We start from the raw sequence: 25,216 nt of genomic DNA on the forward strand, positions 1-25,216 counted from the left end.
AGTCAAAAAATCAACTTACTTTAATATCATAATTTTTCGAAATTATATTTCAAATTTGTTTTATACTTTCTTAAGATTTACAAATCTCCGTTCACAAAAATTTCATATAGAAATATACAGTTTTATGTTACTATTATATTGCTTCGCTTCACTCGCAATGACGGGAAATGATGTTAGCAACGACAATACAAGTACTCATTGTCATTGCGAGGAGTATAACGACGAAGCAAACCAGAGACGGATGATAAAGGAAACAATGGTTTAATTATTACAAAGGAGTGTTCTATGAAAAGTAAAGGCAAATTTTTAAAAGTAATGCAGACAACGGTGTTTGCCGCAGGTTTGGTTTGGGGACAAACCGTAACTCAACCCGAGCCGATGTCAGGAAAAACGGTATTGCAGTTTTTTGCCGATGAGGAAATTAAAGCAGGCTGGAACTTAGGCAATACGCTTGACGCGTATAACGATTGGCAGCTTCCTGTAACGGCAATAGAAACGGCATGGGGAAACCCTGTCGCCACCCAACAACTGTTCAACGGAGTAAAACAGTCGGGCTTTGATATGGTACGTATTCCCTGCACTTGGCTCAGACATATCGGCGCCGCTCCCGACTATACCATAAGTTCGGCAAGATTGCAACGAGTCGAGGAAGTTGTAAATTACGCCAAGAATGCCGGAATCAAAGCGATAGTTATCAACATACATCATGACGGTGCCAATACCAACGGAGACCAAACTACAGTGGGATTTGTAGATATGCCGGCTGCGGTAGGCAATGCCGCAAAGAAAATGGAAATTGAAAACCAGATTGCAAAAGTATGGTCTCAAATTGCCGAATACTTCAAGAACTACGGGGATTATCTTATCTTTGAAAGGGAATTATACGCTTACGTCACCGGACAGCCGCAATTCCGCTCTACAAGCCGATTTCTGGCTTGAAACACATGTAAAATACTATTTGCGAAACTTATAAAATATGTCAACAATAGAAATTCATTAAATTCTATTCGGATTTGTTTTTGGTAGAAGTTATGCCGTTTTTTTTAATGCTCTGAATATAGGTCCTATCAAAAATGTCTTGCCAAGACTTTTGGGATTTTTTACTTTATTTGACAAATAATCATTGTCGTTCATTTTGGAATAATCCATGTCAATACCCGTAATATATTCCAGCTGTTTGCTCGCTATGAGGCTACATGAAATTGTGCCATTCGCCTCTTTTTTACGTTCATCATATTTTTGACAAAGAATCTCTGCTGCGTTATCTTGAGTATAATAAATCGTCTCACATGTATACAAGACTGCCCGTATCTTTTCACATTTAACTCTTTCTGCCACTTCATTTATAATTCGATAATATGTTGTTTTGACTGTTCCAGCAAACATACCTATCATTTCGGCTGTGTTGTCCTCATAAACTAATAAAAAACTATCTAGTATTTCAGGTTCTTCTTTTTTTTGTTGTAATTGCATCTGAGCCAAAACAATATACCATACAGACCATTTCTGTAATAGGAGAATATCATTATCGCAACAATCCTTCCCAAACCACGGACTTTTTGTTAGATCAAATCGCGAATCTTTTTTGTTAAAGACTTCGTTGTTGTGCATGAAAGAATTCATTCTATCTCCTATTTGTATTTGTCCGGCACTATAGTAGCAGTCCTGAACAAACATTATTTGTTTAAATTGGATATTGTTTAGAGCTTCTTTAATTTTTGTTTTTAGATTTTTACATTTAGCACAAGAACATGGATAAGATACACATACGTCATATATGAACCTCCACATAATAGCTGTGCCTTCAATTATCTTTTCATATATGTCAATTTCTTTGCCATTTTCTACAAACAGTACCGATATACTAAAAAATACTTCAAGATAATTTTTATAGTGTTCTTCAAGAATATTAGATACTTCTGCGAGCAAATCTGTAAGATTTTTATCTCTATCTATCGTCAATAACGTTTTAAATTCATCAAAATCATTAACTGTAAAATATGTTTTTAAAGAAATAGCCTTCTCTAACTTAAAAGGGTTTTCATGAGTTGTTTCATTACGAATATCAACAAACCACTTCATATCATCACTTGAAAGATAAGTATTTCGTTTACGTTCATAGAGTATTTTAAGTTCTGGCGTATTAAAATTCTTTTGCATAACAAATGTTATATTTCTAAATTCTTGAAAGAAAGCATCTATTTTAGGAATATTTTCAAATATATAGTCATTAGGGTTAGCACGTTCTAAATTAGACAGAGCATTATAAAACTTTTGTAAAATTGGATATACTATACAATCTTTTGTGTCCAACATATTTATTCCTTGTATTTAAGGATTTTTCCCTGTTACCCATAAAAAATACCTTCTGCCACCAAACAAAAAAAACAACTGCGAAAGAGTGCTTTATATAAATCCCTCGTCTTTAATAACCACCGTCGTCATGACTAAATAATTAACAAAAATTTTCTTAAAAGAGGTGATATGGTTACAAATGTATCCACAGAGTTATTAAACAACATATTGAACGACATAAAAGATTTGGATTTCAAATACAATTATGAGTATCAACACGAAGTCACGGATTATTATACAAAAACATTTGAAGAAATAGAAAAAAAACCTTATGGTATGTGCTATGATTTAACAAATTATTTACATTTTAAATTGATGGACTATAATCCAAAATCATATTTTATATTCCATAATTTCAAAGATAGTTATGAAATTGGATGCACTCATACTTTTACTGTAATTGACGATAGTATTATGTTAGATACGGCATTAGAAGGCGATTATATAACTATAGCTGATTCGTTAGAAGAAATTTTTGATTTCCAAGATAGTTTAGAAGCAAACGAAGATATGTACAGGTTAGATTTCGTTGTCATATATGAATATACCCCCGATAACGTTAGCAGAGGGATTTTTGAGTTTATAGAATGGATTGAAGATACTGGAACGGTTATAGATTATAAAAGAAAATGGTAATATCTGAGTCAAGCATTTTTCAATTTCTCCTTCCATTCAAACAAAATTTTTTTGTTTAGTTTTACTACTTTACAAAAATGCTTGTTGATTTCTAAAGGGTTACCCTGTTGATGCTCATTTGCATTTCTAACCATACACATAACACAAAAATCTTTATCTGGACATTTAATACATTTAGGAAAGTCTTTTTTATGTAAATTTCTCAAATACAGAACTTTTTCCGAATTATTCCAAATTTCTTTTAGAGATTTTTCTTTCACATTACCAACAACATAATCCTGCCACCCTGCACAAGGATATACATTTCCATTATCGGCTATACAAATAGACGAATTACAAATACTGCAAACGACATCGTTTGAAATATCACGTTTTTCTTCTTCAACCACATCTTCTTTTTTCATTTTTTCTTGGTATTCGGTATCATTCTCAATTATGTTGTTAATTATTTTTCCAACTTCGTCAAGAGATAGACGATTATTCAAATTTTGTGTTGTGTGGTCATATCTTGCAATCATAACATAATCATTTCCAGCATTAATCTTATGCTCTTTCGCCCAATTTAATACCTCAATATAACAATTTTTATTTTGTTTCATTATTGGACAGTTTATCTGTAATGGAATGTCGTTTTCTATTAGTTTTAAAATAGCATTTTTAGTTTTTTCAAAACTTCCTTTAACTTTGGTGATTTCGTCATGAATTTCGGAATTCATTGAATAGAGTGAAACTTGAACGCTTAAAAGACGGTTTGCTCTCATTTCGGCTATAATTTCATCGTTGAGTGATATTAAATTACTCAAAACATTTACAGAAAAATCGTATTCTTTGCATTTGCGTAAAAATTCACAAAAATTTCTGTGCATCATCGGTTCACCGCCAGAAAGAGTCAAATTCAACAATCCCATTTCTTTGCACTGTGCCAAAATATTATAAAATAATTCCGGTTCAATGTCATTTATTTTGTTTTCGTGCGGAATGTAGCAATGTACACATCTTTCGTTACACTTACTTGTAATTTCTACGTGTAAACTTGTAAGTATTGGTCTATCTTTAAAATATTCATTCAAAAATTCTTGTGTAGATTTTTCAGTACGCATAATAATTGGAGAAATATCTTTTTTTATAAATTCCGGTTCTAACGCTTTGTACGAAAATACAATGTCTTTTTTATCACATTCCTGCAATGTTTCGCCTGAAACTATAAATCCGTCTTGTTCAAGCATATTGTAAAACTCTTTTGCATCACTTTTTATTGTTTCAATATCAACATCAACATATTTTTCAATAATTTTTCCAGCAAGTTCATCAAGTGTTTGCGGTTTTCGACTTAAAACGGACAAAAAAACGGCTCCGCTTTGTGATACGATTTTATCTCCAATAACATTTTTTTGCCTATAACCATAATTTCTATTGTCTGTTATATACCCAAACTTTTCGTAGTTCCTATATATAACATCGGATTTTTGTTTGAAAAACACTATAATATCTCCTTAACAGCAAGGCGGCAAATGTTCTTTTATATAACATAGCCGCCATTTACTAAATAATTATTTACCTTTGCCAGGACCAGGTGGATTACAAGGTCTTCCCGCAGGTTTACCTTTACATACAGCCATCTGTTCTTTACTTTGTGCCAAAACTTCAGGTTTTACATAAGTCATATTTCTCACCTCCTTTCTATATTTTAAAGTTTTTTGCTAACACAAAATACCATCTGCCACCAAACAAAAAAAGCGACCTGCCGCCAAGTCGCTTCCTATAAAACCAATCCCTCACCACTACCTCAAACTCATATCCCTTTTCCACATTTCCACATACTGCCGATAACGTTGTCCGGTTATCATTCCGTCTGTATCGTCTATAAGCCAAATCATCCATAACCCGGGATTTCCTCTTACAACTTTCGGTTTATCGTCTTTTTCAGGTTTTGGCTCTTTGGGTTCTTTTACTCTCGGTTCTCTTCCCGCTCTTAAATCTGCAATAATCAAATCCTTTTCTTTGATTTCTTCTTTCAACTGGACAATCTGAATTTGTTGCTCCTGTATAATTGCCAAATAGGTAGCGTTTGCCAATCTTAAATCTCGGTTACGAACATTTATTACGCTATTCTTTTTGTCGTTCAAGTTTGCTATACGTTCGTTTGAAGAAGTCAAAACAACCTCATAATAAACACTATTCTTTTCTTTTGTTATTCTTTTTACCGATTGAACTGAAAACGGTATGGATATTTGAACTTCCTGATTTTCAGTAAAGGTTGAGCGTTCTTTGTTTCGTTTGTCTGTCGTTATGGATTGTTCGGTATAAGATAATATCATTGTTTCAATTTCACCGTTTTTACTTCGCTGTTGAGTTTCTTTAATAAAATTTTGTCCGGCTGTTTGTATTGCCAAATCTTTTTGTTTTTTGCTTTGGGATATTTTTACAGTATCGGTGAAGACAATATCTCCACCGTTTTTAACGCCGTAGCGTTCCTGTTTTGGTTCAAGCGTTTCCCGTTTCTTTGCAGAAATTTCTTCCTGTGTAAATTCTGCGTTTATGGAAAGGCAGGTAAAAACAAGGAAGAGAAGAGTCTTTGAATGTGTCTTTTTCATCTTTACCTGCCCTTATTCTTAGAGTTTAGTTTTTTCTTTTCGTGTACTTACGACCATCCGCCAATATAATACCGTTTTCAAAAGTCCATTTACGAACATATTCTTCCGGCTCATCAGCATAGGCATCATAAACGCCTTTGACCTCTATTGTGTTGCCTTTGAGTTCATACCTTGCGCTGTTATTGTCAACTTCCGCGCATTGTCCGTCTCTGTTTATTTCCCAGCACAGCCAGCCGTTCGGATTAAACCTTGCCAACACATTACCTTCGGAATCTGCCCACGTTCCAAGAATATCATTACTTGCTTTGCCCGCTTCCGTAAAATATGCGCCATTTATCTCAATACCGGTAATTCCTTTTCCATCGCATCTGCCGATAATAGTTATGTGTTGCTCCTTTTTAATTGTCGCAAATTCATCTTTGTCTCTAAAATAAATTTCGACAACATCATCGCCATTGCTTCCGGCACCTAACGTGGCATTTTTCATTCCCAAAGAATTGGATGTCGATACAACTTCACCGCTAATTGTCATCCATTTCTTTTTGTACTTTTCATCTGCGGCTTTTTTGTTTTTAGAATATTCACTGTACAATTCAGCCGCTGTCAATTCATAAGCGGAAGAAATTTGTGACTTTGCTACATTATCGGCATCATCTTCAAAACATCCAACAACAAACAATATTGCAATAATTGTTACAAAACACATCAATACTTTTTTCAATTTACCCACCTTTCATTTAGGGTTTAGTTTTTTCTTTTTGTGTGCTTACCAACCGTTTCCTGTTAAAAATCTATTTCAAACATATCGTCCCACGACATATACTCCATTAAAAAAGCAAAAGGCGCGATATTCGTTGTCTGCCATATAGAAGATTTGCCGTCTGTCGTTACAGATATTGCAATTTGATAGGTTTTACCTTTCAACGAAACCGCTACTATCCCATCGTATTTGTTTTGTCCGTTTTTAATCAATGTTACGTTTTCGACTTTTGCTCCCTCTCTTTTCCACACTTTTCCAAAAGTATCATGGTTACGCATTTGTTCTTCAAAACTTGCTCGAACACTATCTTCTACTTGGTTTTTCATAATTCCGCAACCAGCGAAAAACATTACACTTGTCATAACTAAACAAAAAAACATTTTTTTCATCTTTACCTGCCTTTTTAGTGAAAAATGTCTTTGGCTTTTTATTGTTTTTAACGTTGGTCTTGCCGGTTCAGCACTTACGCGAAACTTTATTCCGCCATAAACTCCAAGTGCAAATCCAGCAACAGCGCAGATTATAGTTACTGCTTTTCCCGATGCTTCTTCCCATTGCCAACCCGCTATTGCGGCTATGATAAAACCAACAACACCGCCTATTCCAGAACAAAATGAAGCGATTACAATACCGCGAACCACTCTGCCTATAATTGACCAAAATTTAAAAGAAACACCCGCCAACACGCAGAAAGTGACAATCATTATTATGTTATTCCATTCGGAAAAATACCCGCTCGCTATTGTTGCGGCAACTAAAACGATAACCGTAAAAGCAATGCGGCTGTTTCGTTCTGCTACTGAATTAGCTATATCCTTTTCATCGTCGCTCATTGAATCCCATTTGGCTTTTTCTTCACGATAATTTTCCAATTTTTCCTTACATTTATCGCAATAGCTCATACCTGGCATAATCCAAACACCACATTCACACTTTGCCATACAAATCTCCCAAAAATTAAACAAAAAATTATGAAATATTTACCCTTTATTCTTTATGTAAAGAATAACACTTACAATGACAACTACCGCTGCTATAACTACAAATCCGTGAACAAATGCCTCATAGTCGGTAATACCAAAAGAGTTAAGCAATTCTATGCCATTTACCCCGATCAATGTCTTAACAATTCCATAGTAGTCCATACTAACCTCTTTCTTTAATTCTCTTTTGGATTTGCACCAAAGCGATTTTCACCGGGTGTTCCGTCTTTACACTGCCAAATTATAACCGGAATGATGCCGATTATAGTAAGACACCACAAAAGATTTCTTCCGCTACGGTCTGTATCGTGCAAACGCCGCCAAGATACAGAAAGAAACGGAACCATAAGAGCAAGAGAACACACACTGGAAGCAATTGTAGCACCTTCCAACACCGTAGCATCTAAAACGCTTGCCAACGCAATAACAATTGCATAAAGAAGATAGAACAGCCAAAACTCTTTCCGTCTCGCCCTACCTGAAAACACCGCGAACTTCTTAAACGCCTCAAACATAAAACCCTCCGAAAGTATAAAGTTTACAAAAAGCACCATGCCAATTGCCAAAAGTTAATAACTTACGAATTATGGAAAAAGAAGACAGCGGTAAAATCTGAAAAGGCTGTCCCGCCCATAATCATAATTTTACCCAAAACGATGATATACCCGTGTTACTTATGTTTAATAAATAAAGGTGAATAGGCAGAACAACCATGAGGAAGTTTTACCTTTATTTATTAAACGAAAAAATAAAAGAACACGAATAAATTGCCGAATATTACTTCGACAATCATCGTTTTGGGTAATGGGAAAATAATTTATTGTTTTGGAGTAAAAGCAAAAAAATTAAATTTCTCTGCTTTTTATTTCTTGACCAGCAAAACCAAATCAAGCAATAGGCATAACAGTTCTTGATGCAATATTAGAGTTATTTGCTACCGCTACTATTCTTTCATTATCCGCTGCCGCCGCCGACCAGTTCTGTGGGGTAATTATACCGACAAATCGTTCCCAAGTTATACCGTCATTAAGCGACTGGTAAACATCCGCCTTATTTTTATACAACGCTACAGTTGTTTCACCGACATTGGCGATTGCTCCTACTGTATCTGCGCTATTTGTTATACCTGGAGGCACTACATTTTCCCAATTCACAAAATCCGACGTTCTGTATATATTTTTGTTGTAACTAACAAACAATTGTGTAGGGGTGTTGAATATCGGGGCAGTATTCATGAACAGATTAGTCTTATATTCTTTCCAAGTAACGCCATCAGTCGAAGTAAGAAAATATGAATAACTGGAAGCATTATTAGGATTTGTTAAACAAAATGCCCATGTGTTTCCTACTTTCACCACATTAGCAAACGCTTGTTTTGTAATTGCTATTGATTCAAAATTTACAAAATCAGACGTTACTCTTAACGAAGCCAAATCCGAACTGCCAAAAATAAATTTGCCGTTTATATATGCAACGCCTATCCAATTCCCCGCAGTAGATAGCGTAGGAGAAGTCAACTGGACAGATTCCCAAGTTAAACCGTTATCTTTGGAGCGTTCTACTGTAGTCGAACTTCCTTTACCAAATAACCACCATGCGCCGTTTACGTGTTGCAATTTCGGTGAAGCGTATGAAAACGGTAATTCTATTTCTTCCCATACTGCGCCATCCTGCGACCGTGCGCCGATTAAACTGTTTGACGTAATTGCCAAAAAATACCCATTGGCATACTTTATTGTCGACCAATTTCTTGCTGCCATAAATCACTCCTCTTCCTCTTCTATAAAGATTAAATTTTCTTCCCACATTTTACCAATATCCGTATTTACTTCAACAAGTCGGATTATATTGTCTTTCCAGTATTTACCAATATTAGCATCAACTTTTACCGTACGAATCAGATTGTTTTCCCACCTTTTACCAATATCTGGATTCGCCTCTGGTCTGATAAAATTATCTTCCCAGAATTTGCCTATTTTTTCAAATTCAATTGGCGTTTCATTGTCACCATTGCCTGTTCCGTTATTATTTCCGCTTCCATTGTTTCCGCCATTTCCTGTTCCTGCTTCGTTAGGTTCACAGACATGGTTTTTATATTCGCAATTTTCACAATCTTTTTCGGGAGCGCAGGTATGGCTCTTGTATTCACACTCTTCACAATTATTTTTTGGTTCACAAATATGATTTTTATATTCACATGTTTCACAATCTTTTTCTGGTTTCTGAGGTTCACAGGTATGGTTTTTATACTCGCATTCTTCACAATCTTTTTCAGAATTGATAATTTCCGTTCCCATGCCTGTTCCTGCCGTATATCCTTTGTTTGTTAAATCTAAAGTTACTTGTCCGCAATTTTGCCCATAAAATTTAGGAAGACAGAAATGTGGCAGATTTGCCCATTTGGTTTTTTCAATCCAAGTTTTATGGTCTTTGAAGTCTCTCCTGTCATGAACTTGTGCGCTAAAACTTCCTATGATTTTAGAATAATTGTCGTCAAGGTATATTCCTACATATATCCAAGGATGTTTTCCTTTTTGCTTTTGAGTATCCAAGTGGAATTTCGGATAACTTCTATTCCATTGCTCTAAATCTTCTATAATCTTGAATACCATAAATGCTCCCTGTATTGGAGATATTTAGTCATAAACACGAATTCAAAAGAATCTTCGAGGAAGTTAATTTTCCGTATTCCCAAAGAAATGAAACATCAATCTCACGACTTTGTGGCGAGTTAATTTTCCGCTTTCCCAAAGAAGTGAAAAGTCAAAAAAAACGATTAACTCATTTCTATGGAGGAATTATGGAAAAGAGATCTACTTACAAGCCAAACACGGCAATCAGCATCTACAAATTGATGCAAATGTTTCCTGATGTAGAAACTGCAAGAAAACATTTGGAAGACCAAAGATGGGGAAATAAACCGGTTTGTCCGCACTGCGGAATGGAAAACGCAGTTAAATGGCGCAAAGACCGTCCTGGTTATTACCGTTGTAAAAGTTGCAGAAAACAGTTTAGCGTAACTTCTGATATGACTGTATTAAAGAAAACAAAAATTCCATTAAATAAATGGGTTGTCGCTTTCTATTATATGGTTACTGCTCGTAAAGGTATATCTTCTATGCAGTTATCAAAAGAACTCGGTATGAGACAAGCAACTTCTTGGAATTTACTGCATGATATACGCGAAGCTATGGGAAACGGTCAATGTGATTTTCTTCTTAAAAACACTATAGAAATGGACGAAACTTTAATATACGGAAAGAACAATAATAAACACGGTAAAAAGAAACAGAAAAATTGCACTGGTTCCGCTGGAAAGATTGTAGTTTTTGGTATGAAAGAACGAGGTGGTAATGTTCACATGGAAGTTGTTCCAAATAGAAAAACAGAAACTTTAAAAAAGATTGTTCAGCAATATGTGGAATGTGGTTCAATACTGAACACTGACGATGGAAAATGGTACACCGGAATAGAAAATCCTGGTTATACCAGAAAAATGGTAAATCACAGTGCGAAACAATACGTAAGCGAAGATGGAGAGGTTTATACAAACAGTATTGAAAGTGTATGGGCTGTATTGAAACGCGGGATTAAAGGTGTATATCATAAAGTTTCTTACAAACATTTACACAGGTATCTTGCTGAATTTGAATTTCGTATGAATCAAGGTAATTGCAGATATACTACTATGGAAAGAATCAACAGCTTAATTGCAGGTTGCTGGGGGAAATCGTTGACGTATAAGGCGTTGGTGGCGTAGTAAGAAAAAAGTTAATTAAGCGGTGTTTTTATTGAAGGGTTGGGAGCCAACCCTTTTATTTTTGCCTGTCCGGTGACGTAAGCGTATAATTCCCCTTTGAAACTTTGAACGAAGTCCATAACGGCAACTGGGGAAATGGCGCTACCGAAGCGGAGCAGCAAATACTTTTCGACTGGAATAAGGCGGCGTTAAACGCTATTCGGACAACGGGAGGCAACAACGCGACACGTTTTGTGGCTGTTCCGGGTTTGGGAAGCACTGAACCCAATATAGTTATTTCCGCCCACAACAATGGGAAACTCTTGCCCAGTGACGGAGCAAACGGCACAGATAAATTAATAGTTGCCGTTCATTATTATACTCCGCACAGTTATACGCATAATACTTCTCCCGATGCTACCTGGGGCAGCGTCGCCGAGAAGACTAATTTAACCAACGATATAAAATCGCTTAAAACAAATTTTATTGATAATGGAATTGCGGTTTACTTCGGCGAATGGGGAACGGGGACAACGATACGCAAAACCGAAGCGGCAAAAACGGCTGTTATGGATTATGTCGGCTCGGTGGCGGCGGCAGCCCGCGCAAACGGAGTCGTGCCTCTTTACTGGGATGCGGGTGATTTTAAGATACTTGAACGTACAAACGGTCGTCCTCAAGCGGGACTTTGTGCGGATGCGCTTGCAGCGATGATGAATGCGTTGAAAACAACTACGGTTGCAGGGCAATGGAACTGGGAGACTGTTACCGACATCTATAACAGCGGGACTTCTACAATAAATATGGATGAAACCGGTGGCAGTTATGAATTCACGGGAACCGTTACCGATGCGTATCAATACGGTTTTGCGGGTTGGACGGTTACTCCCGACGACAACGAAACGCTTGATAATCTCAAAAAGGCTACGTCTATATTATTCAAAGTTATCGGAGACGGTAAAACATATAAAGTAAAATTGCCTACAAGCGATATTACCGAATACAATTATTATTTCGTAACATTTCCGACTACAGACGGCGTAGAAACGACAGTTACCGTTAATATCAGTGATTTTGCTCAACCCAACTGGGGGACACAAAAGCCGTTAAACAAGTCGTTGATAGAAACGATTCAGTGGGAAACCGACGACGGCGCACTTGGAGCGTTCAGTATTACGATAAAGGACTTGGTTTTGGAAGTCGGATATGTCGGCGGCGACGGTAACACAATCGACGACACTAAGAAATGGGTTGCGTTTACTTTTGACGACGGACCAAGTTCAAATACGGTCGCTCTTATGAACACCTTGCAGGAACATTCCATAAAGGCGACATTCTTTACAATCGGGGAAAACATTAGCGGAAACAAAGCGGGGCTTCAACGTATGATTGAGGACGGACACGAAATAGCCCAGCATTCGTGGGATCATCCTGATTTAACCGAACTTAGCGAATCGGAGATACGAAACCAGTTAAAAAAGGCATCGGATGAAGTTGAAGGATTTACCGGTAGCGCTACGACACTTGTGCGTCCTCCTTATTTATCTACTAACGCGACTGTTTCTAAGGTAGCAAATGAATTGGGGATGGCGTTAATTAACTGCGATGTTAATTCGAAAGATTTTGAAGATAGACCTTTCTCGCAGATAATAACGGAGATGACTGCCCCCGGAGTGGTAAAAAACGGAAGTATCGTTCTGTTTCACGATAGAAGCTGGGGCGATTATGACAATGTGCGTCTGGCAATACCAGAGATTGCGCGTATATTGCGTGAACAGGGTTTTGAATTTACTACGGTAAGGGATTTGGCAAATCGCAGAAACAGAAGCATTGAACCCGGAGTTGTGTACTCGCACTTTTATGAAGAAGGTTCACCGGCAGCGTCTGTTTATACCGTAACCGTAACTAACGACGGACACGGCAAGGCAAAAACAACGTCCGCTCTTGCAACCGACGGCACACCAATAACGCTTGCACCGACACCCGACAACGGGTACGTATTCAAAGAGTGGCAGGTATTACACGGCGGTATAGCGGTAGCGGATAACAAGTTTACAATGCCTGCAAGTAACGTTGTGGTAAAGGCAATATTTGAGCCGAGTGCTCCTAATGCGATTAAAGATGTTAAGAAGTCCGGTGGACGCGGCATCAAAATTATTCCGGGAAGTATAGTATCGCAAAGTGCGGAGATTGCAGTTGTACTTCCCGACGACGAAAGAGTCGCGGAAGTCAAAGCGGTAATTTACGATAACATCGGCAACGTAGTGTTTGAGAGAACTGAGCGCGGCGACAAGGTTTTGTGGAATCTGACCAACAGTGCCGGTAGGGGAGTGGCAAACGGCAGTTACTTGGTGTTTGTCGAAGTCAAAGGCTTTAAGGGAACGGTGAAAACTTACTCGGCTAAGTTGGGTGTGAAGAGATAATTAAGCGGTTACCTTGATAGTTTATGATGAGCGGGATGTAGAAATACGTCCCGCTTTTGTTTTCGGCGGATGGTATATTTGGCGGTGTAGTATTTATTAGTTTATTAAATCTGGAGATAATAAATGGAAAAAGAAACGGAAATGTTGTTACAGGACTTGATTAAGCGTGATGAAAATCTGAAGATTTATTGAGGTTAAGTCCTCATTTACGTATATTTACTCTTTCCGCTTTTATCGGCGCAGGGTTTACCGAACAAAAATTTAACGGGAATTCGACTTCTTATAGCAAAAGTACGCCGAATCTTTTCGGAAACTTAAATTATACGAGCGGATACCCAATATTGTATTAAGGTTGCGGTTAAACGTTGTCTTAACGATAATTGCGGAAAGGGTTTTTATTTTCGCATAAATACCTTGACAAATAATATTTTCCACAAAATTTATATTTCCAAAGGAGTAAATATGGCGCAAATAGTTGACGACATTTCAAGAACGTTTTCGGAATATCTTTTAATTCCCCGTTTAAGTGAAAAAAAACACGTTACAAACAAAGTTTCGCTAAAAACGCCTATCGCAAGATTCAAAAAAGGCGAGGAATCAAGATTATCGCTTAACATTCCTTTTACGGCGGCGAGTATGCAGGCGGTTTCAGGTGAAAATATGGGTATTTCGCTTGCTCGTGAAGGTGGCGCGGCGTTTATTTTTTGTTCACAGTCGATTGAAAATCAAACGGCAATGGTTAAAGCCGTCAAAAATTTCAAAGCGGGATTTGTAAGAAGCGATACCAACGTTTCGCCGGAAACATCGCTCAGAGATGCGCTGAAATTAGTTTCGCAAACCAACCATTCCACTGTCGCTATAACCGATAACGGTAGATATGACGGCAAATTTTTGGGAATTTTGACCGACAAAGATTATTGGATAAAAGAAGACGATTTATCAAAACCCGTCTCGGAATTTATGACGCCGGCTTCAAAGGTTCATTCTGTACGCGTAGGTGTTTCGTTAGATGAAGCAAATAAAATGATTCGTCAATACCGCAAAGATTGCATTCCGGTTCTCACCGCAGACGGATATTTGGATTCGCTGGTGTTTCGCAAAGATTTCATCGCTCATAACGACAATCCTTACGAGTTGGTAGATAGTGAAAAACGGCTTATTGCGTCGGCGGGGATTAATACGCACGACTACGAAAAACGTGTTCCGGCGCTGGTTGACGCAGGTGTGACGATTTTCGCAATTGATTCGTCTGACGGATATTCGGAATATCAAAAAGAATGTGCGCTTTGGATTAGAAAAAAATATGGCGACAAAGTTATTATAGGAGGCGGAAACGTAGTCGCCGGAGATGGGTTTCGATATTTGGCGAACGAAGCGCTTCTTGATTTCGTAAAAGTCGGAATCGGAGGTGGAAGTATTTGCATAACTCGAGAACAAAAAGGAATCGGACGCGGGCAGGCGAGTGCGCTTATGGATGTTGTTAAAGAACGCGACAAATATTTTGATGAGACAGGGATTTATGTTCCGGTTTGCTCGGACGGTGGAATTGTAAATGACACGCAGATTATTATCGCGCTTGCTATGGGTGCGGATTTTGTGATGATGGGGCAGTATTTTGCGAAAACGGATGAGTCGCCGACCCCAAAAATTTCAATTAACGAACAACGTTATAAAGCATATTGGGGTGAAGGTAGCAATCGTGCAAGAAATTGGCAACGCTACAACGAAGGAATTATCAACGGAGCGATGAAGTTTGAAGAAGGTATAGACGCTTACGTTCCCGCGTCTGGTCCGCTTTCAGAGGTGCTTAATATTTCGCTTGCAAAACTCAAAGCGACTATGTGTAACAACGGCTCTTTGACTCTCAGAGAATTTACCGACAATGCCGTCTTGACACGGATTTCCCAGCATTCGTTTGTAGAGGGAGGAACGAGCAACGTGACAAAACTTAACGCGAATGTGAATGGGTAGGCAGGCGACAATTTTTTATTTATGAAGAAAATATTTATTTTTCTGTTTATTTCTATTTCGATTTTCGCTCAAAGCGATATTGAATATTTGCAAAACATTATTTCCAAAGACAGCATTGTTCGAGCAAATTTTATTCAAACGAAACAAATAAAATCGCTTGATAAACCGCTTGTTTCCGAAGGAAAAATTCTTGTGGTAAAAAATAAAGGCGTCGTTTGGATTTTGCAAAGTCCAACGTACATTAAAAAAGTGATTTCGTTTGACCAAGACAATGCTTCGCGGTCTTTTTATATGATGATAGCTCCATTTCTCAACGGCGATTTTTCATCCTTGCAAAAGCGTTTTGAGTTTGAATTGACAAAGAGTTCGGATTCTTGGACGATGAAAATCTCCCCAAAAAGTGCGGCAATGAAAAGAAATTTTAAATACGTAAGCATAAACGGCTGCACGAACGGAAAATTTCAAGATGTCTCAATCTTTTCTTCAGATGATAGTTTTGTTCGTATAAATTTTGTTTCTGAGATTTTGACAAACCAATTTTTATCTAAAGACGAGGAATTGTTGTTTGAATAAGTATTATTTTCTTTCTAATTTTTTATGTCTCAATTTTGGGAAGATTGTGTTTAATATGCAATTCGCGCAGTTGTAATTGAGACGCTTGCGCAGGAGCGCCCATCATCAAATCCTGCGCTTTTTGATTCATTGGAAACGCAATTACTTCTCTAAGATTATTCTCTCCGGTTAAAAGCATAATCATTCTATCAACTCCCGGAGCAATTCCACCGTGGGGAGGTGCGCCTAACTTGAACGCGTTTATCATTCCTCCGAATTTATTATCCACAAATTCTTTGTCGTAACCGGCTATTTCAAACGCCTTGTACATAATTTCTGGGCGGTGGTTTCGGATTGCTCCAGACGATAATTCTACGCCGTTTACGACAATATCGTATTGGTAAGCCAAAATATCAAGCGGATTTTTGTTTGTAAGTACGTCCATTTCGCCCTGCGGCATAGAAAACGGATTGTGTGAAAATTCGATTTTGTTCGTTTCGCGGTTTAGTTCAAACATTGGAAAATCCACTATCCAGCAAAAACGATAAACCCCCTTTTCAATTATGTCCAAATCGCCGCCTAATTTAATCCTGAGTTTTCCGGCAATGTCGCTTGCCGTATGCTCTTCGTCGCACATAAAAAATACCACGTCTCCATTCTTTGCGCCAGTGCGTTCAGTGATTTTTGCAATAGTCGTCTCATCCAAGAATTTAAGAATCGGTCCTTTTATTTCACCGTCTTTCCAAGTAAGGTAGGCAAGTCCTTTAGCCCCGATTGATTGGGCGTATTCGACCATTTTATCAAAAAAAGAACGCGGTTGGTTTGCACAATTTTTTACCGGAATGGCGCGCACGACGCCCCCGCTTTTTACTGCGTTTGCAAACGCAGTAAAGCCGCAATTTTCAAAAATATCGCTTGTTTCGCAGATTTCAATCGGTATTCGCAAATCAGGTTTGTCTGTTCCGTATTTTAACATAGCGTCGCGAAACGCAATTCGCACAAACGGAGTAACGTCCGCCTTAAAAATCCCAAATTTATTGAAAGTGTTCGATAAAACATCTTCCAAAATCACAAAAATATCATCTTGTTCGACAAACGACATTTCGATATCCAACTGATAAAATTCACCTGGACTTCTGTCCGCCCGTGCGTCTTCGTCTCGGAAGCACGGCGCAATTTGGAAGTATTTGTCAAATCCGCTTACCATAAGCAGTTGTTTGAACTGTTGCGGCGCCTGCGGAAGCGCGTAAAATTTCCCCGGATGAACACGGCTAGGCACCAAATAATCTCTTGCGCCTTCAGGCGATGAACTGGTCAATATCGGGGTTTGAAATTCAGTGAATCCGTGATTGATCATTTTTTGACGCAAATACGAAATCACTTTGCTTCTCAAAATGATATTATTGTGTAATTTTTCCTTTCGCAAGTCAATGTAGCGATAAGTCAAGCGCAAATCTTCGGGTGCGTCTTTTTCGGGAAAAACCGGAAACGGAAGCTGTTCGCATTCACCCAGAACTTCGTAATCTTTTGCAGTGATTTCGATGTCACCGGTTTTCATATTCGGATTTATATTTTCTCCGGTTCGTGCAACGACGATTCCCATAAATTTCGCTACGGTTTCTTTTGGAAGATGCCCGATTTCATATTGTTTGGGATTGTCGGGATAAATGACGACCTGCGTGAGTCCGTAGTGGTCGCGTAAATCTATAAATAAAACGCCGCCGTGGTCGCGCCGATTATGAATCCAGCCGCAAAGTTTTACTTCTTCACCTATATGTTGTTTTGAAAGTTCGTTGCAATTATGCGTCCGATACGAATTTGCCATAAAAATTCCTTATTCATGTTAAAAATTACGTACTAAAATACTATAATTCAATCTGGCGAAATGTATTTTACCAAAAAAACGCTTTAATAAGGAATAAAAATTGGAGCAAAAATCGGATTTCCGTAAAATAATTTTGTTTGTCGTTTTAACGATAATTTTTGCGGCGTTTGATTTTGCAAGTAAACAGGCTGTTGTTACGACCATGCAGGTCGGCGATTATTTTCCGATTTTCGGAAATACTTTCGGGCTTTATTTGGTTTATAACAAAGGTGCGATTTTCAGTTTTGACCCGTCAAAATATATCCCGTTTATCAAAAATGCACATTTTTTCTTATTTGTTACGTTTATTGCGTTAGGATTTTTATCGTATTATATTGTAAAATTAGATTATAGAAAGCAAAAATTGCTTTTTTGGGGAATAATTTTTATTTGTGCGGGCGCGATCGGCAATGGAATTGATAGAATAATACGTCCAGAAAGTGCGGTTGTGGATTTTTTTATGGCTGACTTAGGGTTTCGTTTGGGACCTATCCCGTTTGATCCTTGGCCTATCTTTAATTTTGCCGATATTTTTGTAAATATTGGACTCGGTTTGTTTATATTGGACTATTTTGTTTCGGCGAAAAAACGGGAGAAGCCCGATTGTCCGAAAAAATAATTAAACAGAAAATATCTTTTGAATTTGTAAACGAGCGGCTTGATTTATTCGTGTCGAGTTTTTTTGAAGATATTTCGAGAAGTAAAATTCAATCGTCTATAGAAAACGGGTATGTGCTTGTAAATAAAAATATCGTAAAAAAAAGTTATATGCTTCGTGAAAACGACGAAATTATCATAGACGAAGAGAAAATTTATGAGGAAAATCCGAGAAATTTGCCGGTTTTGCCGGAAGAAATTAATTTGGATATTATTTGGGAAGACAGATATTATATAGCCGTAAATAAACCGGCAGGGCTTGTTGTTCATCCAGGACACGGGCAAAAAAAGGGGACGCTTCTAAACGGGCTCTACTATTATGCTGATAAAAAATTTATACCGATTTTGGCGCATCGGATTGATAAGAACACAAGCGGGGTTGTTATTGCTGCAAAAAACGAAACCGCTCATGAAAAATTGAGTAAGAAATTTGCAGAACGAGAGATTTATAAATGTTATGCAGGGATTTGTATCGGAAAACTCCCTGATTTTATGAGTGGAATAATTGAATTTCCAATCGGTCGCGATAAAAAAGACCCTATAAAAATGGCTATTGATTACCAAAACGGCAGATATGCGAGAACCGACTACGAAATTATACATTTTCAAAACGGAATTCATTTCACATGTTTTCGGCTTCATACGGGACGAACACATCAAATCAGAGTTCATTGTTCAAACGGCGGATTCCCGATAATTTGTGATGAAATATACGGCGGTTCAAAAGAAAAAATTAAATTTTTGGAACAAAAAGACAGAAATTTTGCGTTAAAAATTTACGGATGTTTTGCCCGTCAGGCGCTTCATGCAAGATTTATTTCATTTAATCACCCTTTTTCAAACGAAAAAATTTCAATTTTAGCCACATTCCCTGAGGATTTCTGCAATTCTTTTTGTGAAGCGGGGTTGAACGAAGAAAAATTTAATATTTTTGATCGCGAAAATTCAATTTGTTGATTAAATTAAAAAATAAAAAAACGGACGAGAAAGTTTCCTCTCCCGTCCTGACAGACTGTTTGTCTAAATTTTATTTATTCGTCAACATCGTCAACGTCGTCGGTATCTTTATTATTGATTTCTTTCTTCTCAAGTCTTGCACAATTCAAAACACTGTAATACTGTCCGACATCCAATGCAGCCGCTTTAATAGAACCTACAAGAGTTTTATAATTCCACGGTTCGACATTTTCGGGCAACGAAAGTATCATTTTTGAACATACCGGACCAAAGTTGGCTACGAGTAATTCGCCGAACGGATTCACCCCTTCATTGTCTCCTGGAACAGTGCTCAATTCAATACAGTCTTTAGATATTTCGGCGCTTGCAAACTCCAAGATATTCAACGTAAGGTTAAAATTCTGCGCTGTCCGCAACAAAGCATATCTGTCGGTTGTAAGCCATTTCCCAAACTTTGTTTTCGCATTGGAAGCGTAACCTATTTTGTTAACATCTTCGTTGTACCATTTAATCGCTCGGTTAATTTCACGAAGAGCCCAGTGATTATTTGAATTAAGTAAGGTTTTTTTGCTTTTTCCGGTTTTTGTCACTTCGTCGTTGAGTCTAGTTTGTAATTTTTCATAAAATTTTTGAAGTTCCGGATTTGCAAATTTCTTGCTCTTAAACGGAACAGGAACGCCATGCTTGTTCTCAAACACTATCTTTTTTTCTTCCTTGACTCCCAACAACGAGTTCATCGCCGACGTGGCGGCTTCGGTAGCGACTTCCTTACCGACTTCCTTAGCCAAGTCTTTAGCTGCCTCTTTAGCGGCGGCGTCATCGCCTGATTGAACCGCCTTGGCATAATTACTTGCCGCTTCTTCTAGAGCGGTTGGGAACCCGTCGGCGTCAACTTCGTCCAAACCCCATTTAGCCGCTAATTCATCCATATCTATTGTTCTCAATGCTTCCGTTGACGCCGTCCACGACTTGTACGCTACGGTAGAGCCTTTTGATTTGGCGTATTGTCCGGTAGCAAAATCATTAGCCGCCTTATTTAACGCCTGAATACCTTTTTCGGTAAAATGTTCTTCCATTAACAAATTAAGCGGAGCGCTGCCTTGTGCGTTCCCTTTTTCGTCACTTAAAGTTACCGGTCCAAGAGGTCCGCTTTGAATATATCCTAAAAGAACTTGATAATTGAAAGCGGCGCGGCGAAGTGCTTGAATATCGCTCGCGTCTCTGACATATCTTCCGGCGTTGATTCCGAAACGTTTCATGGCTTGTTTATATCCTGCCAATCCTTTTACCTTTGCGCTGGCAGCTTGTAAATCAGGATTTACATACGTGAGAGCTTTCGGCTTTTCCGCCGTTCCTTTTAACGGGAAGGGAAGTTGAGAAGTTACCAACGCTTCATACCCGCGTTTTTCTGCCTGAAATGGAGTTTCACCGAACTCAATTGCCGCAAACAACGGCATCATACTACACAAAACCAACATGAAAAAACACTTTTTCATAATTTTAACCCTTTCATAGTTAAATTAAAAAAACGTACATATATATTTTGGAACACGTTGTTCGGGAAGCGGCGATAAAGTTTATCGCCTTTGCTGTGGTAAAGGTCTGGTTTTGCAGTTGCGGATATCGGCAATATTAAAAGTATCAAGTTATCTATAACCTTTTTGAGTTGTTTTTGTATTTAAATATACTATAATGGCATAGTAATTATCGGAAAATTTTGTGAAAGATAAAATCTTTTACATATAAGCAAATTATGAATAAAAAAGACAAAATATGGTTTTCTATTTTGTCTTTTTTATTCATAATCAACTTTTTATTGACAATTATTTGACAATTATAGTATATTTATGGTATGTTTATATTAAAACTTGTCCGATTCGGACAATAATAGAAAGGGTGTGGTTTGTTATGAGAGATTTTCTCAAATTGTTTGGCGTATTGATGTTGGTATTGTGCGTGGGTAATGTCTTTGCCCAAGACGAAGAAGAGGCTCCGGCAGCGGTTGATGCAGTAGAAACGGTTGATGCAGTAGATGTTGTTAGTGAACAACCGTCGGATAGCAAGGATACAGATACGGCAAATAAAAAGACAAAAAAGTCAAAAGACAAAAAAGTTAAATAATAAGAATTAAACATCTTATTTCTATTGGAGTGGAAAATTTTCTACTCCAATATTTTTTTGTTTTTCGGGTGATAATATTTTTGTTTTGTTTTTTAATAAAAAAGAGTTTCAAGCGCACTTGAAACTCTGATATTTCTGGAGGTGGCGCCCGGATTCGAACCGGGGATGGAGGTTTTGCAGACCGCTGCCTTACCACTTGGCTATGCCACCGAAAAAATTGGAGCGAGAGACGGGACTTGAACCCGCGACAACTACCTTGGCAAGGTAGGGCTCTACCACTGAGCTACTCTCGCGTATATGGTAGCGGGAACCGGACTTGAACCGATGACCTCCGGGTTATGAGCCCGGCGAGCTACCAACTGCTCCATCCCGCGATAAAATCACACTTATTTTGGAGCGAGAGACGGGACTTGAACCCGCGACAACTACCTTGGCAAGGTAGGGCTCTACCACTGAGCTACTCTCGCAAATTTCCAATTAAACAAAACCAAAATACAATTGGTTACCGACAAAAGTCAAGGGTATTAGCAAATTATTCTGGATTTATTGATGATACGCTTGTTATACACAAGCCTACGAATAACATCATCGTTATTGCGTTTATTACGATATGTTTGTGCTTTTTGTTTTTTTTATTGAACGTTATTTCAGTCGTTTCGTTATTTTCCAATTCCAATAAAATTTCACTGTCCTGTAAATTCGAACTATCTACGCTTTGCGAAATATCTGTATTCGGGAAATATTCAATTTCTTCTATTTCATCTTGTGCGAAAATTAAAAATATTATCAAAAACAACAGGAAAAAAGGAGATAAAAATTTCAATTTTTATCCTATTTATTCATAGAATTCAAAAAATCCAAATTACTGCGCGTTCCCATTAGTTTTTCACGCATATTTTCCATCATTTCTGTCGGAGTTCTGATACCGGAAAGCCATTTTCTTAAAATCCACATTCTATTTAAAACGTCTTCCGAGAGTAACAAATCTTCTTTTCGTGTTCCTGATTTCATAAGGTCTGCCGCAGGGAAAACTCTTCTATCGGCGATGTCGCGGTCAAGAACCAATTCCATATTTCCAGTTCCCTTGAATTCTTCAAAAATAACATCGTCCATTTTGCTTCCGGTTTCTACTAACGCCGTTGCTAAAATAGTGAGTGAACCGCCGTTTTCAATATTTCTTGCCGCGCCGAAGAATTTTTTGGGTTTGTACAACGCTTGCGAATCCACACCTCCGGATAAAATTCTTCCGGAATGCGGTGCGACGGTATTGTACGCCCGTGCGAGGCGAGTTATGCTGTCAAGCAGAATCACAACGTCGTTTCCGTGTTCTACAAGTCGCTTTGCTCTTTCTATGGTCATTTCCGCAACCGCAACATGTCTGTCAGCCGGCTCGTCAAATGTTGAAGAAATAACTTCCGAGTCCACAGAATCTTCCATGTCGGTAACTTCTTCCGGACGTTCGTCAATAAGTAAAATCATCATATGAACGTCCGGGTGGTTTTTTCGTATGGAATTTGCAATATTTTTCATAAGAATCGTCTTACCTGTTCTTGGCGGTGCAACAATGAGACCGCGTTGTCCTTTTCCGATAGGTGTGAATAAATCTATGAGTCGTCCTGAAATGTCGTTTGGAACTCCGCCTTCAAGCGTAAATTTTTGTGTCGGAAAAATCGGTCTCAAGTCATCAAAAGCGATAATTCTCTTATGATTGTCAATATGCCCTCCGTTTATGGCGTCAACACGCAAAAGAGCAAAATATCTTTCCGTTTCTTTTGGACTTCTAATCGCCCCGCGTATGGCGTCTCCGGTTCTTAATCTGAATTTTTTAATTTGCGAAGGCGAAACATAAACGTCATCTTGCCCAGGCAAAAAGCAATTTTCGGCTGAACGCATAAATCCAAACCCATCGGACATCACTTCAAGAACGCCTTCAGTCGTAATTTCTTCGCCTTTTAAGAAAGACGCTCGTAAAATGCGATACACAAAGTCTTGTTTTTTGTAGCCCGTTCCGTCTACATCGAGTTCATTCGCAAGTGCGGTGAGTTCTTCCACACCTTTCATTTTAAGTTCATTGACATCCATTGAACCATCCTATTCAATAAAAATGTTGTTTAATAATAATTAAATCTCTTTTGGATAATAAATACCTATGTAAAGAGGAATTTCGAGAATTAAATCATATTAAAAATAATAAAATGTTTTATGAATATGGTGAAAAATATTATTTTCAACTGAATTTTTATTTTGAAAGGTGAAAAACGTGGATTTCTCGGTTATTTTGATTAAATTAACAGGCGTTGTTATTTTTTTATTTACGATAAGAAGTATCGTTTTGCATGTAAAAAAAGAAAGCAAAGAGGCAAAGGCGGCTCAAACTCAATCCAAAGGCGAACGCTTTTTGAATGGAATTATTCTATACTTGTGGTTGTTTTTTATCACGGCTTTTTCACTTGGAATGATTTTTAATAATTAGATAGGGTAAACAATGGCGATTCCTCAAATATTTATGCAAATATCTGCGGCAAGGGAACGCGGTGATTTAAAAACAGTCCGAAGGTTATTTAAATCGGTTGAAAAAGGATATGGAGATAATTCTTATTTTCTTTTTGAAAAAGGAATGTTTGAATTATTAAACGGAGCAAATAAAAAGACTGTTGTTTTACCGTTGTTTGAAAAAGCTTATAGATGCGGCTTAAATGAAAATTTTGACTTTTTATTCAGATTCGGAATGCTTTTATATGAATTGGGAATATATGCCACATCGGCAGAAGTACTTGGGAAAGCAATCGCTATAAAACCCGACCATGTAGGCGTATTGGGTTATTTGGCGTGTGTTTTTGAAAAAACCGGTAATCCGGTTACCGCAACGAACACATATAAAATTGCGCTTAAAATAGAGCCGAGAAATATTAGTATAAATTTTAATATCGCCGGAACTTTGATGGTTTGCGGTTATCAGGAAGAAGCGCTTGAGGCGTACAAAAAGGCTGTAGAATGTATTAAAGAAGATTCGCTGCGTTTAACAAATGCTTACAATTACTCAAATTATTTGTTTTATTCAAATTATGTTGAGATGAACCGTGATGAATATTTTGCTCTTTGTCAGAAATACAGGACGATTTGGGAAAATGAAATTCCGAATATAAGACCGATTTTCCCGGAAACTGAAAAAATAAAAATCGGATTTGTTTCCGGTGATTTTTATTTTATGGCGGTATCTTTTTTTGTAAGTTCGTTATTTGAGAATTACGATAAAAATAAATTTGAATTCCATTTATTTTCTACTCTCGCCCGTGAAAAATATGATAAAAACACAAAAATGTTTATGGAACAAACCGATAAATGGCACGATATTGCCAAATTAAATGTTAACGATGTCGTAAATTTGATAAAAAAAGAGAAAATCACCGTATTGGTTGATTTGTCCGGGCATACCGGAGGAAACGGTCTGCTTATTTTTGGACGACGTCCTGCGCCGATTCAAATAAATTACTGCGGTTATCCTAATACTACAGGATTAAAAAGCATTGATTACAGAATTACCGACAATGTTTGCGAGCCTGACGATGCGCAAAATTATCATAGTGAAAAATTATTCAAAATG

Annotated in this window: 24 protein-coding genes and 4 tRNA genes; 11 read left to right on the forward strand and 17 right to left on the reverse strand. The window is 37.7% G+C overall.

All coding sequences use genetic code 11. The features are described 5' to 3' along the window. Positions 1 to 285: 285 nt before the first annotated feature. Positions 286 to 939, forward strand: coding sequence for a glycoside hydrolase family 5 protein (locus LBH98_08770; GenBank protein MDR0304841.1), 654 nt, complete (start codon positions 286 to 288; stop codon positions 937 to 939). Between the two features lie 90 nt (positions 940 to 1,029). Here the strand turns inward: LBH98_08770 and LBH98_08775 are convergent, their stop codons facing one another. Continuing rightward, positions 1,030 to 2,316, reverse strand: coding sequence for a hypothetical protein (locus LBH98_08775; GenBank protein MDR0304842.1), 1,287 nt, complete (start codon positions 2,314 to 2,316; stop codon positions 1,030 to 1,032). Positions 2,317 to 2,484: 168 nt separating this feature from the next. Between LBH98_08775 and LBH98_08780 the strand changes: the two genes are divergently transcribed. Further along, a complete protein-coding gene (locus tag LBH98_08780; protein MDR0304843.1) occupies positions 2,485 to 2,991 on the forward strand; it encodes a hypothetical protein in 507 nt (168 codons plus the stop codon). An 8-nt stretch (positions 2,992 to 2,999) separates the two neighbouring features. Here the strand turns inward: LBH98_08780 and LBH98_08785 are convergent, their stop codons facing one another. From LBH98_08785 to LBH98_08820, 8 genes are all read right to left on the reverse strand, one after another. Beyond that, a complete protein-coding gene (locus LBH98_08785; GenBank protein ID MDR0304844.1) occupies positions 3,000 to 4,472 on the reverse strand; it encodes a radical SAM protein in 1,473 nt (490 codons plus the stop codon). Positions 4,473 to 4,772: 300 nt separating this feature from the next. Then, positions 4,773 to 5,585, reverse strand: a complete 813-nt coding sequence (locus tag LBH98_08790; GenBank protein MDR0304845.1) for a hypothetical protein — start codon at positions 5,583 to 5,585, stop codon at positions 4,773 to 4,775. A 25-nt stretch (positions 5,586 to 5,610) separates the two neighbouring features. Next, positions 5,611 to 6,306, reverse strand: coding sequence for an OB-fold putative lipoprotein (locus LBH98_08795; protein MDR0304846.1), 696 nt, complete (start codon positions 6,304 to 6,306; stop codon positions 5,611 to 5,613). Between the two features lie 62 nt (positions 6,307 to 6,368). After that, positions 6,369 to 7,286: a hypothetical protein gene (locus LBH98_08800; protein ID MDR0304847.1), complete on the reverse strand. Its 918-nt coding sequence runs from the start codon at positions 7,284 to 7,286 to the stop codon at positions 6,369 to 6,371. Between the two features lie 39 nt (positions 7,287 to 7,325). Continuing rightward, positions 7,326 to 7,490: a hypothetical protein gene (locus LBH98_08805; protein ID MDR0304848.1), complete on the reverse strand. Its 165-nt coding sequence runs from the start codon at positions 7,488 to 7,490 to the stop codon at positions 7,326 to 7,328. A gap of 14 nt (positions 7,491 to 7,504) precedes the next feature. Further along, on the reverse strand, positions 7,505 to 7,843 hold the full coding sequence (locus LBH98_08810; protein MDR0304849.1) for a DUF805 domain-containing protein: 339 nt from the start codon (positions 7,841 to 7,843) through the stop codon (positions 7,505 to 7,507). A 372-nt stretch (positions 7,844 to 8,215) separates the two neighbouring features. Then, complete coding sequence (locus LBH98_08815; protein ID MDR0304850.1) at positions 8,216 to 9,088, reverse strand: hypothetical protein; 873 nt, start codon at positions 9,086 to 9,088, stop codon at positions 8,216 to 8,218. A 3-nt stretch (positions 9,089 to 9,091) separates the two neighbouring features. Further along, the gene (locus LBH98_08820) at positions 9,092 to 9,940 is read right to left on the reverse strand and encodes a hypothetical protein (protein ID MDR0304851.1); all 849 of its coding nucleotides are present in this window, start codon (positions 9,938 to 9,940) and stop codon (positions 9,092 to 9,094) included. A 188-nt stretch (positions 9,941 to 10,128) separates the two neighbouring features. Between LBH98_08820 and LBH98_08825 the strand changes: the two genes are divergently transcribed. The 4 genes from LBH98_08825 to LBH98_08840 all read left to right on the forward strand — a co-directional run bounded on the left by LBH98_08825 (position 10,129) and on the right by LBH98_08840 (position 16,034). Next, a complete protein-coding gene (locus tag LBH98_08825; GenBank protein ID MDR0304852.1) occupies positions 10,129 to 11,088 on the forward strand; it encodes an IS1595 family transposase in 960 nt (319 codons plus the stop codon). A gap of 104 nt (positions 11,089 to 11,192) precedes the next feature. Beyond that, positions 11,193 to 13,490 (forward strand): CIA30 family protein, encoded by a 2,298-nt coding sequence (locus tag LBH98_08830; GenBank protein ID MDR0304853.1) that lies wholly within the window; start codon positions 11,193 to 11,195, stop codon positions 13,488 to 13,490. A gap of 462 nt (positions 13,491 to 13,952) precedes the next feature. Beyond that, positions 13,953 to 15,461, forward strand: a complete 1,509-nt coding sequence (locus tag LBH98_08835; GenBank protein MDR0304854.1) for an IMP dehydrogenase — start codon at positions 13,953 to 13,955, stop codon at positions 15,459 to 15,461. Positions 15,462 to 15,482: 21 nt separating this feature from the next. Further along, positions 15,483 to 16,034, forward strand: coding sequence for an outer membrane lipoprotein carrier protein LolA (locus LBH98_08840; GenBank protein MDR0304855.1), 552 nt, complete (start codon positions 15,483 to 15,485; stop codon positions 16,032 to 16,034). 22 nt (positions 16,035 to 16,056) lie between these two features. On the opposite strand, the gene aspS is transcribed toward LBH98_08840, so the two are convergent. Further along, entirely contained in the window at positions 16,057 to 17,838 is a 1,782-nt protein-coding gene (gene aspS / locus LBH98_08845; protein ID MDR0304856.1) for an aspartate--tRNA ligase, read from the reverse strand. A 100-nt stretch (positions 17,839 to 17,938) separates the two neighbouring features. Between aspS and lspA the strand changes: the two genes are divergently transcribed. Together lspA and LBH98_08855 are read left to right on the forward strand one after the other, a co-directional pair. Continuing rightward, positions 17,939 to 18,496 (forward strand): signal peptidase II, encoded by a 558-nt coding sequence (gene lspA / locus LBH98_08850; GenBank protein ID MDR0304857.1) that lies wholly within the window; start codon positions 17,939 to 17,941, stop codon positions 18,494 to 18,496. After that, positions 18,481 to 19,491, forward strand: coding sequence for an RluA family pseudouridine synthase (locus LBH98_08855; protein ID MDR0304858.1), 1,011 nt, complete (start codon positions 18,481 to 18,483; stop codon positions 19,489 to 19,491). The genes lspA and LBH98_08855 overlap by 16 nt, the downstream gene beginning before the upstream one ends. A gap of 74 nt (positions 19,492 to 19,565) precedes the next feature. Here LBH98_08855 and LBH98_08860 read toward each other — a convergent pair whose 3' ends face one another. Continuing rightward, positions 19,566 to 20,987, reverse strand: a complete 1,422-nt coding sequence (locus LBH98_08860) for a hypothetical protein (protein ID MDR0304859.1) — start codon at positions 20,985 to 20,987, stop codon at positions 19,566 to 19,568. A 412-nt stretch (positions 20,988 to 21,399) separates the two neighbouring features. Here LBH98_08860 and LBH98_08865 point away from each other — a divergent pair, with 412 nt between their 5' ends. Further along, on the forward strand, positions 21,400 to 21,612 hold the full coding sequence (locus LBH98_08865; GenBank protein ID MDR0304860.1) for a hypothetical protein: 213 nt from the start codon (positions 21,400 to 21,402) through the stop codon (positions 21,610 to 21,612). A 136-nt stretch (positions 21,613 to 21,748) separates the two neighbouring features. Here LBH98_08865 and LBH98_08870 read toward each other — a convergent pair. From LBH98_08870 to rho, 6 genes are all read right to left on the reverse strand, one after another. Next, positions 21,749 to 21,822 (reverse strand) — tRNA-Cys (locus tag LBH98_08870). Between the two features lie 8 nt (positions 21,823 to 21,830). Then, positions 21,831 to 21,905, reverse strand: a tRNA-Gly gene (locus LBH98_08875). A 5-nt stretch (positions 21,906 to 21,910) separates the two neighbouring features. After that, a tRNA-Met gene (locus tag LBH98_08880) sits at positions 21,911 to 21,986 on the reverse strand. 18 nt (positions 21,987 to 22,004) lie between these two features. Further along, positions 22,005 to 22,079 (reverse strand) — tRNA-Gly (locus LBH98_08885). A gap of 65 nt (positions 22,080 to 22,144) precedes the next feature. Further along, the gene (locus tag LBH98_08890) at positions 22,145 to 22,435 is read right to left on the reverse strand and encodes a hypothetical protein (GenBank protein ID MDR0304861.1); all 291 of its coding nucleotides are present in this window, start codon (positions 22,433 to 22,435) and stop codon (positions 22,145 to 22,147) included. An 8-nt stretch (positions 22,436 to 22,443) separates the two neighbouring features. Then, positions 22,444 to 23,694, reverse strand: a complete 1,251-nt coding sequence (gene rho, locus LBH98_08895; GenBank protein ID MDR0304862.1) for a transcription termination factor Rho — start codon at positions 23,692 to 23,694, stop codon at positions 22,444 to 22,446. A 178-nt stretch (positions 23,695 to 23,872) separates the two neighbouring features. Here rho and LBH98_08900 point away from each other — a divergent pair, with 178 nt between their 5' ends. Together LBH98_08900 and LBH98_08905 are read left to right on the forward strand one after the other, a co-directional pair. Continuing rightward, positions 23,873 to 24,085 (forward strand): hypothetical protein, encoded by a 213-nt coding sequence (locus LBH98_08900; protein MDR0304863.1) that lies wholly within the window; start codon positions 23,873 to 23,875, stop codon positions 24,083 to 24,085. 12 nt (positions 24,086 to 24,097) lie between these two features. Further along, positions 24,098 to 25,216 (forward strand): hypothetical protein (locus tag LBH98_08905; protein MDR0304864.1); only part of this gene is annotated, 1,119 nt, incomplete at its 3' end.

Source organism: Chitinispirillales bacterium, assembly GCA_031254455.1.
Classification (GTDB): domain Bacteria; phylum Fibrobacterota; class Chitinivibrionia; order Chitinivibrionales; family Chitinivibrionaceae; genus WRFX01.

Coding starts and splice junctions, on each gene's coding strand:
- LBH98_08780 (MDR0304843.1), top strand. CDS start 2,485: ATGGTTACAAATGTATCCACAGAGTTATTAAACAACATATTGAACGAC.
- aspS (MDR0304856.1), bottom strand. CDS start 17,838: ATGGCAAATTCGTATCGGACGCATAATTGCAACGAACTTTCAAAACAA.
- LBH98_08770 (MDR0304841.1), top strand. CDS start 286: ATGAAAAGTAAAGGCAAATTTTTAAAAGTAATGCAGACAACGGTGTTT.
- LBH98_08805 (MDR0304848.1), bottom strand. CDS start 7,490: ATGGACTACTATGGAATTGTTAAGACATTGATCGGGGTAAATGGCATA.
- LBH98_08790 (MDR0304845.1), bottom strand. CDS start 5,585: ATGAAAAAGACACATTCAAAGACTCTTCTCTTCCTTGTTTTTACCTGC.
- LBH98_08865 (MDR0304860.1), top strand. CDS start 21,400: ATGAGAGATTTTCTCAAATTGTTTGGCGTATTGATGTTGGTATTGTGC.
- LBH98_08825 (MDR0304852.1), top strand. CDS start 10,129: ATGGAAAAGAGATCTACTTACAAGCCAAACACGGCAATCAGCATCTAC.
- LBH98_08860 (MDR0304859.1), bottom strand. CDS start 20,987: ATGAAAAAGTGTTTTTTCATGTTGGTTTTGTGTAGTATGATGCCGTTG.
- LBH98_08800 (MDR0304847.1), bottom strand. CDS start 7,286: ATGGCAAAGTGTGAATGTGGTGTTTGGATTATGCCAGGTATGAGCTAT.
- LBH98_08840 (MDR0304855.1), top strand. CDS start 15,483: ATGAAGAAAATATTTATTTTTCTGTTTATTTCTATTTCGATTTTCGCT.
- LBH98_08810 (MDR0304849.1), bottom strand. CDS start 7,843: ATGTTTGAGGCGTTTAAGAAGTTCGCGGTGTTTTCAGGTAGGGCGAGA.
- rho (MDR0304862.1), bottom strand. CDS start 23,694: ATGGATGTCAATGAACTTAAAATGAAAGGTGTGGAAGAACTCACCGCA.
- LBH98_08775 (MDR0304842.1), bottom strand. CDS start 2,316: ATGTTGGACACAAAAGATTGTATAGTATATCCAATTTTACAAAAGTTT.
- LBH98_08815 (MDR0304850.1), bottom strand. CDS start 9,088: ATGGCAGCAAGAAATTGGTCGACAATAAAGTATGCCAATGGGTATTTT.
- LBH98_08835 (MDR0304854.1), top strand. CDS start 13,953: ATGGCGCAAATAGTTGACGACATTTCAAGAACGTTTTCGGAATATCTT.
- LBH98_08820 (MDR0304851.1), bottom strand. CDS start 9,940: ATGGTATTCAAGATTATAGAAGATTTAGAGCAATGGAATAGAAGTTAT.